The organism is Acaryochloris thomasi RCC1774, assembly GCF_003231495.1.
Taxonomy (GTDB): domain Bacteria; phylum Cyanobacteriota; class Cyanobacteriia; order Thermosynechococcales; family Thermosynechococcaceae; genus RCC1774.
Genome location: NZ_PQWO01000001.1, coordinates 283,408 through 296,705 on the forward strand (window position 1 = coordinate 283,408; position 13,298 = coordinate 296,705).

At 51.8% G+C, this 13,298-nt stretch carries 11 protein-coding genes; all 11 read left to right on the forward strand.

Translation table 11 applies throughout. The features are described 5' to 3' along the window. Positions 1 to 42: 42 nt before the first annotated feature. The 11 genes from C1752_RS01465 to C1752_RS01515 all read left to right on the forward strand — a co-directional run bounded on the left by C1752_RS01465 (position 43) and on the right by C1752_RS01515 (position 13,223). Positions 43 to 936: an alpha/beta fold hydrolase gene (locus C1752_RS01465; protein ID WP_110984267.1), complete on the forward strand. Its 894-nt coding sequence runs from the start codon at positions 43 to 45 to the stop codon at positions 934 to 936. 142 nt (positions 937 to 1,078) lie between these two features. Continuing rightward, complete coding sequence (locus C1752_RS01470; RefSeq protein WP_110984268.1) at positions 1,079 to 1,879, forward strand: SDR family oxidoreductase; 801 nt, start codon at positions 1,079 to 1,081, stop codon at positions 1,877 to 1,879. 38 nt (positions 1,880 to 1,917) lie between these two features. Next, positions 1,918 to 3,942 (forward strand): glycogen debranching enzyme GlgX, encoded by a 2,025-nt coding sequence (gene glgX, locus C1752_RS01475; RefSeq protein ID WP_110984269.1) that lies wholly within the window; start codon positions 1,918 to 1,920, stop codon positions 3,940 to 3,942. Between the two features lie 128 nt (positions 3,943 to 4,070). After that, entirely contained in the window at positions 4,071 to 6,734 is a 2,664-nt protein-coding gene (locus tag C1752_RS01480) for an MGH1-like glycoside hydrolase domain-containing protein (protein WP_110984270.1), read from the forward strand. A 78-nt stretch (positions 6,735 to 6,812) separates the two neighbouring features. Next, positions 6,813 to 7,070 carry a hypothetical protein gene (locus tag C1752_RS01485; RefSeq protein WP_110984271.1) on the forward strand — a complete coding sequence of 86 codons (258 nt, stop codon included), beginning with the start codon at positions 6,813 to 6,815 and terminating at the stop codon, positions 7,068 to 7,070. A gap of 23 nt (positions 7,071 to 7,093) precedes the next feature. Continuing rightward, positions 7,094 to 7,927, forward strand: a complete 834-nt coding sequence (locus C1752_RS01490) for an MIP/aquaporin family protein (protein ID WP_110984272.1) — start codon at positions 7,094 to 7,096, stop codon at positions 7,925 to 7,927. Between the two features lie 113 nt (positions 7,928 to 8,040). Beyond that, positions 8,041 to 9,357 carry a 2Fe-2S iron-sulfur cluster-binding protein gene (locus C1752_RS01495; RefSeq protein WP_110984273.1) on the forward strand — a complete coding sequence of 439 codons (1,317 nt, stop codon included), beginning with the start codon at positions 8,041 to 8,043 and terminating at the stop codon, positions 9,355 to 9,357. Between the two features lie 31 nt (positions 9,358 to 9,388). Next, on the forward strand, positions 9,389 to 10,924 hold the full coding sequence (locus C1752_RS01500) for a GMC family oxidoreductase (RefSeq protein WP_110984274.1): 1,536 nt from the start codon (positions 9,389 to 9,391) through the stop codon (positions 10,922 to 10,924). A 96-nt stretch (positions 10,925 to 11,020) separates the two neighbouring features. Then, a complete protein-coding gene (locus C1752_RS01505) occupies positions 11,021 to 11,254 on the forward strand; it encodes a hypothetical protein (RefSeq protein ID WP_110984275.1) in 234 nt (77 codons plus the stop codon). After that, a complete protein-coding gene (locus tag C1752_RS01510; RefSeq protein ID WP_110984276.1) occupies positions 11,251 to 11,694 on the forward strand; it encodes a PIN domain-containing protein in 444 nt (147 codons plus the stop codon). Before C1752_RS01505 ends, C1752_RS01510 begins: the two co-directional genes overlap by 4 nt. 458 nt (positions 11,695 to 12,152) lie before the next feature. After that, positions 12,153 to 13,223, forward strand: coding sequence for a VOC family protein (locus C1752_RS01515; protein WP_110984277.1), 1,071 nt, complete (start codon positions 12,153 to 12,155; stop codon positions 13,221 to 13,223). Positions 13,224 to 13,298 lie beyond the last annotated feature (75 nt).

Sequence of the window (13,298 nt, forward strand, 5' to 3'; positions counted from 1 at the left end):
CGGCAGGTGGGGTACGCTTGAGAAAATGTTGATGCTTTCGCTATGTTCCCTAGCTTTTTGCCTGCTGATACGGCTCAGCTCACTGAGGCCGCGTCTATCAATGCCGCACAGATGATTCAGCAGCACCCGATTCAGACCTGCTTTAGTGCTGATCCAATTTTGACGACCTATCTGCAGCAGGGGACAGATGGCGTTCCTCTACTGCTGCTGCACGGTTTTGACAGCTCGCTCCTAGAGTTCCGGCGATTCTTGCCGCTTGTCGCAGGACAGCGATCGACTTGGGCGGTGGACTTGCTGGGATTTGGATTCACAGATCGTCCGCTGGATATTACGTTTAGCCCTGCAGAGCTGAAGCTACATCTCTATCATTTCTGGAAAACCCTGATTGATCGGCCTGTGGTGCTGGTGGGAGCGTCGATGGGAGGGGCGCTGGCGCTGGATTTTTGCCTGACACATCCTGACTGTGTGGACCGGCTAGTGCTGTTGGATAGCGCTGGTTTTGCGACCTCGGCAGTACCGACAAAGCTGATGCGACCACCGATTGATGGCTGGGCGACGGCTTTTTTGCGGAATCCGGGAGTGCGACGACGAATCAGTGTGCAGGCCTATTGCGATCGCAACTGTGTCACACCCGATGCCGAGATCTGTGCTTCTTTGCATCTGCAGCATCCTCGCTGGCAGGAAGCTCTAATCGCTTTTGCGAAAAGTGGCGGCTATAACTTTTTAGCGGACAAGATTGACCAAATCTCGCAGCCGACGCTGATTCTTTGGGGCGAGCAGGACCGCATTATGAACCGCAAAGATGCGCCCAAATTTGAACAGGCGATCGCCGATAGTCAGCTTGTTTGGGTTCAAAACTGTGGGCACGTCCCGCATCTAGAGCAGCCGCAGATCACGGCTCACCATATTCTAGAATTTACGGCAGCAAAAAGCTGAAGAGACTTCAGAGATTTCTAGAATTTCTATCATCAAGTTCTAATATTCCTGGCATAATCTGCTTATTAAGACCGCTCAATGTTCATAGAGAGGTTCTACCGTCTATTTCGTAGGCATCCTTCTCTTTTAGTAGAGGTTCAACATGCAGCGTTTGCAAGGCCAAGTTGCGCTCGTCACTGGGGCAAGCTCCGGTATCGGCTCTGGTGTCGCGCTCTCCATGGCGCAGGCAGGAGCCAAGGTCGTTGTAAACTACGCCAGCAGTCCGAAGGGCGCTGAGGCTGTGGTTGATGAGGTTAAAGAACAGGGGGGAGATGCGATCGCAATTCAAGCCGATGTCAGCCAAGAAGATCAGGTCTTGAATCTATTCGCCAAAACCTATGAAGCCTTTGGCACCCTCGATGTTCTGGTCAACAACGCAGGTCTACAGAAAGATCAGCCCTTTACCGAAATGACCTTAGATGCCTGGAATAAGGTAATCAGCGTCAATCTCACCGGACAGTTCCTCTGTGCGCGGGAAGCGGCTAAGGAGTTCATTCGCCGTGGCGTTGTGCCTGAGAAATCCTGTTCAGCAGGCAAAATCATCTGCATGAGTTCAGTCCACGAGGTGATTCCCTGGGCGGGACACTGTAACTATGCCGCTTCTAAGGGCGGCGTTATGCTGCTGATGAAAAGCATGGCCCAAGAGCTAGCGCCCCACAAAATACGAGTCAACAGCATCGGTCCAGGCGCGATCAAGACGCCCATCAATAAAGATGCCTGGGACACGCCGGAGGCTGAAGAAAGTTTGCTCAATCTGATTCCTTACAACCGTGTCGGTGAACCGACTGATATTGGTAAAGCTGCTGTTTGGCTAGCATCCGATGAGTCCGAGTATGTTCACGGCATCACGCTCTTCGTCGATGGCGGCATGACACTTTATCCAGGGTTCGCGACGGGAGGATAGTCCCTGTTCCCACTGAAGTATTCAAGAGCGGTGACGGCATGGTTGTTCAGTTAGGTCGAGACATTTGTGGAGATCTGCCGACTGCAGAGAAAAGAGAATGGCTGATCACCAACGGCATGGGTGGATATGGAGCAGGCACCGTCGCTGGGCTGTTGACCCGACGCTATCACGGTCTATTGGTTGCAGCCCTGAAGCCGCCGCTGGAGCGCACGTTACTGCTGACTAAGCTCGATGAGAGCGTTGATTATCAAGGGAAAGTCTACGAACTGGCGACAAACCGCTGGGCAGACGGCACGGTTGCACCGCAGGGCTATCAGAATATTGAGCAGTTCCAGCTAGAAGGCAGCATCCCGTTATGGAAGTATGCCTGCGGGGAGGCACTGCTAGAGAAGCGAGTCTGGATGCAGCCGGGAGCTAATACGACCTATATTCACTATTGTCTCAAACGGGCCAGTGCGCCGCTCACCCTGACGATTAAAGCGTTCGTCAACACCCGCGATCATCACCATGAAACGCGGGGGCAAGACTGGCAGATGCAAATCGCGCCTGTGCCTCATGGCGTTCGTGTGTCTCCGTTTGAGGAGGCAACCTCTTTCTCACTGCTCTGTGATCGAGGCGAGGTGAAAGCTGAACATCTATGGCACAGCGGTTTCGATATGTCCCTAGAACGATACCGAGGGCTGGGCGATCGCGATGACAACCTTCACTCCACAACGATTGCGATTACGCTTCAGCCTGGGGAGACACTGACGATTGTGGCCAGCACTGAGAGCGATCCGAAGTTAGATGGCAAAGTGGCTCTCTCAGAGCGTCGTGCCCACGAGCAAAGGCTGTTAGCAAGTTGGAAGGTGGTCTCTCCCACTAAAGCAACAGCCCCTTGGATTGATCAGCTCATTTTGGCTGCGGATCAGTTTGTTGTGGATCGTCCATTGCCAGAAGCACCAGAGGGTAAAACCATCATTGCCGGATATCCCTGGTTTGGCGATTGGGGACGCGACACGATGATTAGCCTATCGGGGCTGACGCTGACGACGGGGCGCGCTGAGATTGCTCGCACCATTATTCACACCTTTGCCCAATACCTCGATCAGGGAATGCTGCCCAATGTTTTCCCTGAAGTGGGAGAGGAACCCGGTTACAACACCGTCGATGCGATTCTTTGGTACTTCGAGGCGATCCGTGAATACTATGCGGCAACCAGAGATGATGCGCTACTCGAAGAAATCTATCCAGCCTTAACAGAGGTGATTGCTTGGCATCAAAAGGGGACTCGCTACGCCATTCACTTGGATGACGATGGCTTGATCTATGCCGGGGAAGCAGGCGTTCAGCTCACCTGGATGGATGCCAAGGTTGGCGATTGGGTGGTGACGCCTCGCGTGGGTAAGCCAATTGAGATTAATGCTCTTTGGTACAGCGCTCTGCGAATGATGGCGCAGTTGGCGCAACGGTTGGGTAAGCCCCACCAATCGTTTCAGGATATGGCTGAGCAGACCCGATCTGGCTTTCAGCGGTTTTGGTCGGCTGATCTGGGCTACTGCTATGACGTGTTGGATGGACCCGAGGGTAATGATGAGGCCCTACGTCCGAATCAGATTTTTGCGGTTTCTTTGCCAATGGCGTCGGGGCAAATTGGGAGTACTCCGCTACTCTCTCCTGATCAACAGCGGGCGGTGGTGGATATTTGCGGGCGGTCACTGCTGACTTCTGTGGGGTTGAGATCGCTTTCTCCAGCTCACCCAGACTATACAGGGCATTACGGAGGGGATCAGCTCAGTCGCGATGGTGTATATCACCAGGGCACGACGTGGGGCTGGCTGTTGGGGCCTTATGTACAGGCTCATATACAGGTATACAAAGATGCAGAGCAGGCGCGATCGCTCTTAGAGCCAATGGCGGATCATCTATCGGCTCACGGTCTCGGAAGCATTAGCGAAATCTTTGATGGAGATGCGCCGTTTGTTCCCCGAGGCTGTTTTGCTCAGGCTTGGTCAGTGGCGGAGACTTTGCGAGCGTGGGTGGCTGTGGAGCGTTTTGCGAATGGAGCAGAGCAAGACAGATGAAGAAGCGCGTGCAATTCTGCCAGATCCTACAGAGGCTTTTGTATGCACCGTAACCGACGTCTGATGGAATAAAGCTGAACACTTGAACATATCCACTTTTTTTCGTTGTTTTAGATAGAGATGCCACCATGACCACTCCCGAAGAACAACGTCTGACAGAAAACCGCGATCGCATCTCCTATTGGAAGCGCTGGGGCCCCTATCTCAGCGAACGCCAGTGGGGCACGGTGCGCGAAGACTACAGCGCCTACGGCGAAGCCTGGGATTATTTCTCTCACGATCAGGCCCGCTCAAGAGCCTATCGCTGGGGCGAGGATGGCTTGCTGGGCATCTCTGACAATCATCAACGCCTCTGTTTTGCCTTAGCGCTGTGGAATGGGGAAGACCCCATCTTAAAAGAGCGTCTTTATGGCCTAACCGGCAGCCAAGGCAACCACGGCGAAGATGTTAAAGAATACTACTTTTACCTCGACAGCACGCCGACCCATTCCTACATGAAGGGGTTGTACAAGTATCCGCAGGCCGCATTTCCCTATCAATGGCTTGAGGAGGAGAACCGCCAGCGCGGACGCGATGGGATGGAGTTTGAGCTGTTGGATACAGGGATATTCAACGAAGATCGCTACTTTGATGTGATGGTGGAGTACGCAAAAGCATCCTCTGAAGATATTTTGATGCGAATTAGCGTTACCAATCGCGGCCCGGAGACGAAAACGCTGCACCTGTTGCCGACGCTGTGGTTCCGCAATACTTGGGCCTGGGACGAAACAACCTCGGAACCGTTTTTGAAAGCTAAGGATCCGCAGACGGTTCAGGTGTCTCACCCTGATTTAGGCGAACGCTGGTGGACCTGCTCAAAAGCAGCCGATCTACTGTTTACAAATAATGAGACCAATTTTGAGCGTCTATTCCAGACGGAGAATGCCAGCCCCTATGTGAAAGATGGCATTCATAACTACGTTGTTCAGGGGCAAAAGGAAGCCGTTAATCCTGAGCGGGTGGGGACGAAGGCTGCGGCGTATTATCCGCTGACGATTGGGGCTGGGGAGACTCAAGTGGTAGAGCTGCGGTTGAGTGACCGGGATGATAGTGGAGGAAGTGATTTTGAGGCGGTGTTTTGCGATCGCATCTCTGAAGCCGACGAGTTCTACGCCACCGTCACCCCAAGCTGCACGAAAGATCTCTGCAATATCCAGCGCCAAGCCTTTGCAGGACTGCTGTGGACGAAGCAGTACTACCATTTCATTGTCGAGGACTGGCTCCAGGGTGACCCCAACAACCCTGAGCCGCCGGAAGGTCACCAAAAAGGACGCAACAGTCAGTGGAAACATCTCCACGCCGACGACATTATTTCGATGCCTGACAAGTGGGAGTACCCTTGGTTTGCCGCCTGGGACTCAGCCTTCCATGCCATTCCTTTAGCTTTAGTAGATGCTGAGTTTGCCAAAAAGCAGCTCGATCTGATGACGCGGGAATGGTATATGCATCCCAACGGTCAGCTTCCTGCCTATGAATGGGCCTTCAGCGACGTGAATCCGCCGGTTCATGCCTGGGCCACTTGGCGCATATACAAGATTGAACAGAAACGAAAAGGGAAAGGCGATCGCAAGTTCCTAGAGCGCGTCTTTCAGAAACTATTGCTTAACTTCACCTGGTGGGTGAACCGCAAGGATGTCGAAGGCAACAACGTCTTTGAGGGCGGCTTTCTAGGACTCGATAATATTGGCGTCTTCGACCGCAGTTCCCCGTTGCCAACCGGCGGATTTATCGAGCAGGCCGACGGCACGAGCTGGATGGGGATGTACTGCTTGAATATGCTGGCGATCGCGCTAGAGCTTGCCGTAGAGAATTCGGTCTACGAGGACATGGCGACCAAATTCTTTGAGCATTTCTTGTACATTGCCGAGGCCATGAACCACGTTGGTGGCGACGGCACCCAACTCTGGGATGAAGAAGATGGCTTTTTTTATGATGTTTTGCACCTACCCAATAACGACCGGCTTCCTCTCAAGGTGCGATCGATGGTGGGCCTGATTCCGCTGTTTGCAGTGACGGTTCTAGAACCCGAAATGTTGGAGAAGGTGCCTGCGTTCAAGAAGCGACTGGAATGGTTTATTCAGCACCGGCCCGATCTGAAAACGAACGTCGCCTGCATGGAAACTCAGGGCATGGAGGCACGTAGACTGCTGGCGCTGTGCTACCTCACGCCCAACAAAGTGGTTTCAGAAGATCGCTTCCGCCGCATTTTGGAGAAGCTTTTGGACGAGACCGAGTTCTTCGGTGACTACGGCATTCGGGCACTGTCTCGCCACCACGCTGAACATCCCTACATTTTTGAGGTGGATGGTGAAGAGCATCGAGTGGATTACGAACCGGCAGAATCTAGTAGCGGCTTGTTTGGCGGCAATTCGAATTGGCGCGGCCCCGTGTGGTTCCCGGTCAACTATTTGCTGATTGAATCGCTGCAAAAGTTTCATCACTACGTTGGCGATGACTTTAAGGTGGAATGTCCTACAGGGTCCGGTCACATGATGACGCTCTGGGAGGTTGCGGCTGAAATTTCCCGGCGATTGATGCGGATTTTTACCCAAGATAAAGCCGGTCAGCGTCCGGTGTATGGCGCGATTGATACCTTTCAAAACAATCTCGATTGGAAAGACTATATCCAGTTCCATGAATATTTCCACGGCGATAATGGAGCGGGCATTGGGGCAAGTCATCAAACGGGCTGGACTGGATTGATTGCTAAGTTGATTCAGCAAAACGGAGAAACGATGGGTGAGGATCTTTAAGGGAATGGCGTTGCGATTTCATTCTTTGAAAAGCTGCTATTTATACAGGCTTGTCGATGAGACTCGTTCAACTCTGCATTGGCCCCCCCGGCCCCCCAACTCTGGGGGGAGAGTCTCAACGGCTGGGCTATTTCCCTGAAAGTTGATGCTGTCGTCGAAATTATTGGCAACAGCAAAAGTCTGACGGAAGAATCTGCGGCGTTAGGCCGTCCCCCCCAGAATTGGGGGGCTAGGGGGGCCAGTGAAATATTGCTCGGCGCTTTCCGAGACCAGTTTACACATCACTACTCTTCGACTAAAAATCATCCAGGCTTCTTCATCGACAAGCAAAGATAGCGATTAAACGCACGAGAACCAGCATGTTCCAAATCTTTCGAGACCATTGGCCCAACTATCTAATTGAAGCCTGGGGACTAGGCACCTTTATGGTGTCAGCCGGTGTTTTTGCAACGCTCTTATACGCAGAAAATTCGCCCTTGTCCTTTCCCCATCCGCTGTTGCGGGATCTGGTGATGGGGTTGGGTATGGGAGGAACCGCGATCGCAATTATCTATTCCCCCTGGGGCAAGCGCTCTGGCGCACACATCAATCCCGCCGTGACCCTAACCTTCTTTCATCTCAATAAAATCGCAGCCTGGGATGCATTTTTCTATATCCTATTTCAGTTCATCGGAGCATTAGCCGGTGTTTTGCTCGTCGCGGTTGCTCTCGGCTCTCCATTCCAGGAGGCTCCCGTGAATTACGTAGTGACCGTACCGGGGCAGTGGGGATGGCCTGCAGCCCTAGTGGCAGAGTTTACGATTTCTTTTGTCCTGATGACGATGGTGCTCTGGGTCAGCAACACACCCCAGATTGCTAGGCTAACGGGACTTTTCTCAGGGATACTTGTAACGCTTTACGTTGTCTTCTCTGCGCCTATTTCTGGCTTTGGCATGAACCCAGCTCGCACCTTTGGCTCAGCTTTACCCGCTCAGACCTGGACGGCGTTTTGGATTTACTACTTTGCACCGCCGCTAGCAATGCTGTTGGCGGCAGACCTGTATCAGCGGATTACGAAGATGAGATCGCACTCCATCTGCAGCAAACTTTGTCCCAACGGTGAAACGCCTTGTATCAGCCCGATCTGCTGTAGTGCATGTGATCAGGTTATCCGGCCCTGGCGGCAGAAAGAGAAAGTTGATGCTATCTCCTGACGGCTATCGGCTTTCCTCCCAGAATTATGGAGCCAGGGGGCCAGGACAAAACGTTGTATATAAGACGTTAGAGCCATCATCTGTGTATATGTGTATACGTGAGGAAACGACGAATGCTCCAAGATCTCAAACAAATTCAGAATCCGATTGCTCGCAGTGCGACAGCAGGTATTACCGTATCGTCCTTTATCCTGATTGCCGGTGTATTGGGACTTGGATTTTTTAAGCTTAAAGAGACCCACAAAATAGCGGTCTTAGGAGCAGCGGCAGGAGGAGGAGTGGGTGCGATCGCAGGTGCCGTCGTTGCCCCCACAAAAACAAAGTCGAAAACATCCCGACCACAGCCAAACGTTGCAGAGGACGGCTGGAAAGATTGGCGGCCCTTCGTCGTCCGTCGCAAAGTCAAAGAAAGCGAAGAGATCACTTCGTTCTATCTGGAACCTCAAGATGGTGGCCCCCTCCCAGGCTTCAAACCCGGACAGTTCCTAACGATCCAGCTCGACATCCCCAGACAGCCTCGGCCTGTGATTCGAACTTATTCACTCTCAGACTATGCCCAGACACCCAAATATTACCGACTCTCGATTAAGCGAGAACCAGCCCCCAAAGATCTAGACGTGCCACCCGGCTTGGCCTCTAACTTCATGCATGATCAGGTCCATGAAGGAACCGTTCTACCTGCCAAGCCCCCCAATGGGAAATTCTTCCTTGACCTCAACAAAAACGCACCCGCCGTCTTAATCAGCAATGGCGTTGGCATCACGCCCATGATCAGCATGGCAAAGGCCTGCAAACTTCAGGGCGGAGATCGGCCCGTCTGGTTTTTACACGGCGCGAGAAACGGTCAGTTCCATGCCCTACGCGAAGAGGTAAATAATATTGGCGTCAACGTTCACTATCGCTACAGTCGCCCTCGCCCTGAAGATGAAGGCCAATATCAAAGCACGGGCTATATCGATGCAGACCTGATTAAAACGGAGGTCTCACCGGCTCTCCAAAACGCATCTTTAGCCACGGCAGAATACTTTTTGTGTGGTTCACCACCCTTTATGGATGGCATTCGAGCGGGGCTACGAGACCTAGGCGTACCGGATGAAAACGTTTACTTTGAATCCTTTAGCAAACCCAAAGCGAAGGTCGAGACCTCAGAGGAGCCAGAGGGTGCAGTAGCAACGGCAGAAGTTGTATTCGCAACCTCAGGTAAAACCCTGACCTGGAAACCCAGCGACGGCACCCTGCTGGAGTTCGCGGAAGCCAACAACATCGATCCGCCCTATAGCTGCCGCGCGGGCATCTGCCTCACCTGCATGTGCTCAATCCAGGAAGGGGAGGTGGCCTACGACGAAGAGCCGACCGGAACGCCAGACGAAGGCTCGGTGCTGATCTGTATTTCTAAGCCAGGAACGGAGCGGGTCGTACTAGACCTTTAAGTTCCTACCTATTGCAACTGAGGAGAACTGGATGAGTGAGCATTACGACATCATCATCGTCGGGACTGGTGCAGGGGGCGGAACCCTCGCCCATCGCCTAGCACCCAGCGGTAAGAAAATACTCGTCCTCGAACGGGGTGAATTTTTGCCCCGCGAAAAAGCAAACTGGGATGCGGTGGAGGTGTTCCAAAAGGAGCGCTATCACACCGATGAGATCTGGCAGGACAAAGATCGCAGAGTGCTGCACCCCGGTACGGGCTATAACGTCGGTGGCAATACCAAGGTCTACGGCGGTGCCCTGTTTCGCCTGCGGGAGCGCGACTTTGAGCAAATTACTCACCACGGCGGTATTTCGCCTGAGTGGCCGCTGAAGTATCGAGATTTTGAACCCTATTATGATCAGGCTGAACAGCTCTATCAAGTGCATGGGCAGCAGGGACTCGACCCCACTGAACCGGCTCGGAAAGCGGACTATACTTTCCCTCCCATCAGCCATGAACCTCGCATTCAAGACATTCACTATCGGCTGGCGGATAAGGGACTAAACCCCTTTTATTTACCACTGGCGATTCGGCTCAATGAGGTCAATCAGCTCATGAGCGACTGTATTCGGTGTAATACCTGTGATGGCTTCCCCTGCATGGTTAAAGGGAAATCTGATTCTGATATCACCTGTATTCAGCCTGCGATGAATGCTGATAATCTGACGCTGCTCACAGGGGCGATGGTGCGGCGGCTTAAGACGAGTGCCTCAGGTAAAGAGGTTACGGGTGTCGAGGTTGAAATTGAGGGGGAACTAGAAACGTTCTCGGCCAATATTGTGGTGGTGGCTTGCGGAGCAATCAATTCGGCAGTTTTGTTGTTGCGATCGCAAACCGACCAACATCCCAACGGCCTCGCCAACGGCTCCGATCAGGTGGGGCGCAACTTCATGAAGCACCAGAACGGGGCGATTGTGGGCATCAGCCGCAAGCCCAATCCGTCAGTCTTCCAAAAAACGCTGGCGATTAACGACTACTACTGGGGCGAAGAGGGCTTTGACTACCCAATGGGCCACGTGCAGCTTTTGGGCAAAGTCAACAAAGACATGATGGTCTTAGATGCGCCGAAGTTGTCTCCAGGGATGGCGCTAGATGAGGCAGCAAAGCACTCTGTTGATTGGTGGTTGACCGCAGAAGACTTGCCGGAAGCAACCAATCGAGTTCGACTCCAGGATGACAAGATTACGCTGGAGTACACCGATAACAATACAGAGGCATTTAATCGTCTTTCTAACCGCTGGACGCATGTACTGAAATCGATTGAATGTGGCGACACGATCATGCCCTGTTCACTTTATTTCCGGAAGCGTATTCCTTTGCAAGGGGTGGCGCACCAGGTTGGAACCTGTCGATTTGGCACAGATCCTAAGACTTCTGTTTTGGATCTCAACTGTCGTGCTCATGAAGTAGACAACCTCTATGTTGTTGATGGCAGCTTTTTCCCGTCTAGCGGAGCGGTCAATCCTTCCCTAACGATTATGGCGAATGCAATGCGGGTTGGCGATCACCTACTGAAAAAACTTTAGATTCGCTGCTGATACGATTTTGTTTTCAACCGATAGAGATCAGTCGCATATGCATCAACTAAAATTGTGATATATATTTCCCACGGTGTAACTGCCATGACCCTACAGGAACTACAGCAAGCAGTCTACCAATTGTCATCTGAAGAGCAGTTTGTACTTCTAGAAAGTCTAGTTCAGGCCCTGAAAGCTAAGCGACAAGACCCCGTTGACCGTCAGGCTCTAGTTAGTCAACTACGAGGCTGTCTCAAGCAACCCGGTCAGCCTGCCCCCTCAGATGCCGATCTCGAATCAATGCGGGAAGAACGCCTTGTGGAGAAATATCTTGCGTGAGGGTGCTGCTGGACACAAACATCATTCTTGACTTCTTTCTAGAGCGAGAGCCATTTTTTCAGAGTGCGTCAAAGCTGTTTGATGCGATCGCAGATACAAAAGTAGAAGGCTTTGTTACAGCATCCAGTATCACTGACATCTTCTACATTTGCAGACGTCAATCTCAGAGTCGTGAAGAAGCAAGGCAAATCTTGATCACAACCCTTGCCCTTCTGAGCATTTGTCCTGTCGATGGCTTCATACTCGAAACAGCCCTCAAATCTGGCTTGGCTGACTTTGAGGATGCCGTACAAATCGCCTGCGCTGAAACACAGAATTTAGAGGCGATCATTACCCGCAATCCCCAAGACTTCAAAACAGCTCACATCCCTGTGCTATCTGCCGATCAGATAGTAAAACAGCTAGAGAGTAGACTTCAATCGTTTGGTGAACAAGAGTAAACTCATCTTCAAGTACCTCATACTCCGACTTTAAGTCTGGGTTGGCAAGAATCTGTTACGTATGGGTTTGCGATGGCCGAAGGCCGGTCGGAGACCATCGCACAAATAAAAACAACAGACATGCAAGTTGCCACGGTCGCCACCGGTTGCGACCAGAGCCGGATGCCAAGCCTATGAGAAAGCTGACTTTTCGGTATAAATTCCTCGCGTGTAACTGTGCCAAACGCTTTAGAGAGAATCATTGGACTCTAAAATTTAAACTTCTCAGCAACATCTATTTTTGCGTTCAGCATCCCATTATCTGATCCTCAAAGAGCACTTGTATAATGGGCCACTGAGTTTGAACAATCTATTCAATGCAGCACAACATCTCGTCATGCTCGATGAGAGAAATATTGAATGGGCATACGGAAGAAGCCAAGCTGCCGGACAGCCGATATCACCAACAAAACTGAACTATGAGACCCAAATCGTTTCCTTTGATAGTCCTGCTCAGCCTGCTGGGAACGATCGCAACTGGCCTTCCAGCAACTTCTCAAATCCCAAAACCTCCAGCTCGACCCAAAGTTGTTCAGGTCGCTCAGAAGATATCTCAAGCCGTTGATGTTACATCCATTGGTATGACGGTTTCGGATATGGATCAGTCCATTGCGTTCTATCGAGATGTTTTGTCTTTCAAGTCCATCTCTGATGTTGAGGTCTTTGGCACCGAATACGAGAGACTTCAAGGTGTATTTGGCCTGCGGATGCGGGTGGTCAAAATGCAGCTTGGGCAAGAAACGATTGAACTGACGGAATATCTGACGCCTAAGGGTAAACCAATCCCGGTTGATTCTCGCAGCAATGATTTATGGTTCCAGCATATTGCGATCGTGGTGCGCGATATGGATAAGGCCTATCAGCACCTGCGCCAATACAAAGTGCAGCATGTTTCGACAGAGCCTCAGAAGCTACCCGAAACGATTCCGGCAGCAGCGGGGATTGAGGCATTTTATTTTCAAGATCCTGACGGTCACAATTTAGAGGTGATTTTCTTCCCAGTGGATAAAGGCGATCCGCGCTGGCAGAAGCCGACGGATGAGCTGTTTTTAGGAATTGACCACACTGCGATCGCAACTTCCAGTACCCCTGCCAGCCTCAAGTTTTACCAAGATCTGCTGGGTCTTGAGCTAGCCGGTCAAAGCGAGAACTTCGGCACCGAGCAAGAGCACCTGAATAACGTGTTTGGAGCCAGACTTTTAATTAGCGGCTTAAAAGCCTCTAGCGGACCCGGCATCGAGTTTCTCAATTATTTAGCGCCCACCGGAGGCCGCCCCAAACCCCAGGATTCTCGCGCAAACGATCTCTTGCATTGGCAAACCACTCTTGAAGTGAATAATGTTGATGCTGTTGCCAACCAGCTTCGTACTGGGGGTGCCACCTTTGTGTCTCCAGGGGTCGTTGAATTACCCAATCGCTCCTTGGGCTTTAGTAAGGGATTTCTAGTTCAGGATCCAGATGGGCATGTGTTACGCATTGTTCAACCTTAGCTATATCTTTTTCGTCTGGGAGGGGTGAGATGCGATCGCAAATCCTAGCAACCCTCCTCTAAATAATCAAGGAGC

What these genes read in the sequence shown, in the direction of transcription:
- C1752_RS01470 (WP_110984268.1), top strand. Translation starts at nt 1,079, where the DNA reads ATGCAGCGTTTGCAAGGCCAAGTTGCGCTCGTCACTGGGGCAAGCTCC.
- C1752_RS01480 (WP_110984270.1), top strand. Translation starts at nt 4,071, where the DNA reads ATGACCACTCCCGAAGAACAACGTCTGACAGAAAACCGCGATCGCATC.
- C1752_RS01515 (WP_110984277.1), top strand. Translation starts at nt 12,153, where the DNA reads ATGAGACCCAAATCGTTTCCTTTGATAGTCCTGCTCAGCCTGCTGGGA.
- C1752_RS01505 (WP_110984275.1), top strand. Translation starts at nt 11,021, where the DNA reads ATGACCCTACAGGAACTACAGCAAGCAGTCTACCAATTGTCATCTGAA.
- glgX (WP_110984269.1), top strand. Translation starts at nt 1,918, where the DNA reads ATGGTTGTTCAGTTAGGTCGAGACATTTGTGGAGATCTGCCGACTGCA.
- C1752_RS01465 (WP_110984267.1), top strand. Translation starts at nt 43, where the DNA reads ATGTTCCCTAGCTTTTTGCCTGCTGATACGGCTCAGCTCACTGAGGCC.
- C1752_RS01490 (WP_110984272.1), top strand. Translation starts at nt 7,094, where the DNA reads ATGTTCCAAATCTTTCGAGACCATTGGCCCAACTATCTAATTGAAGCC.
- C1752_RS01500 (WP_110984274.1), top strand. Translation starts at nt 9,389, where the DNA reads ATGAGTGAGCATTACGACATCATCATCGTCGGGACTGGTGCAGGGGGC.
- C1752_RS01495 (WP_110984273.1), top strand. Translation starts at nt 8,041, where the DNA reads ATGCTCCAAGATCTCAAACAAATTCAGAATCCGATTGCTCGCAGTGCG.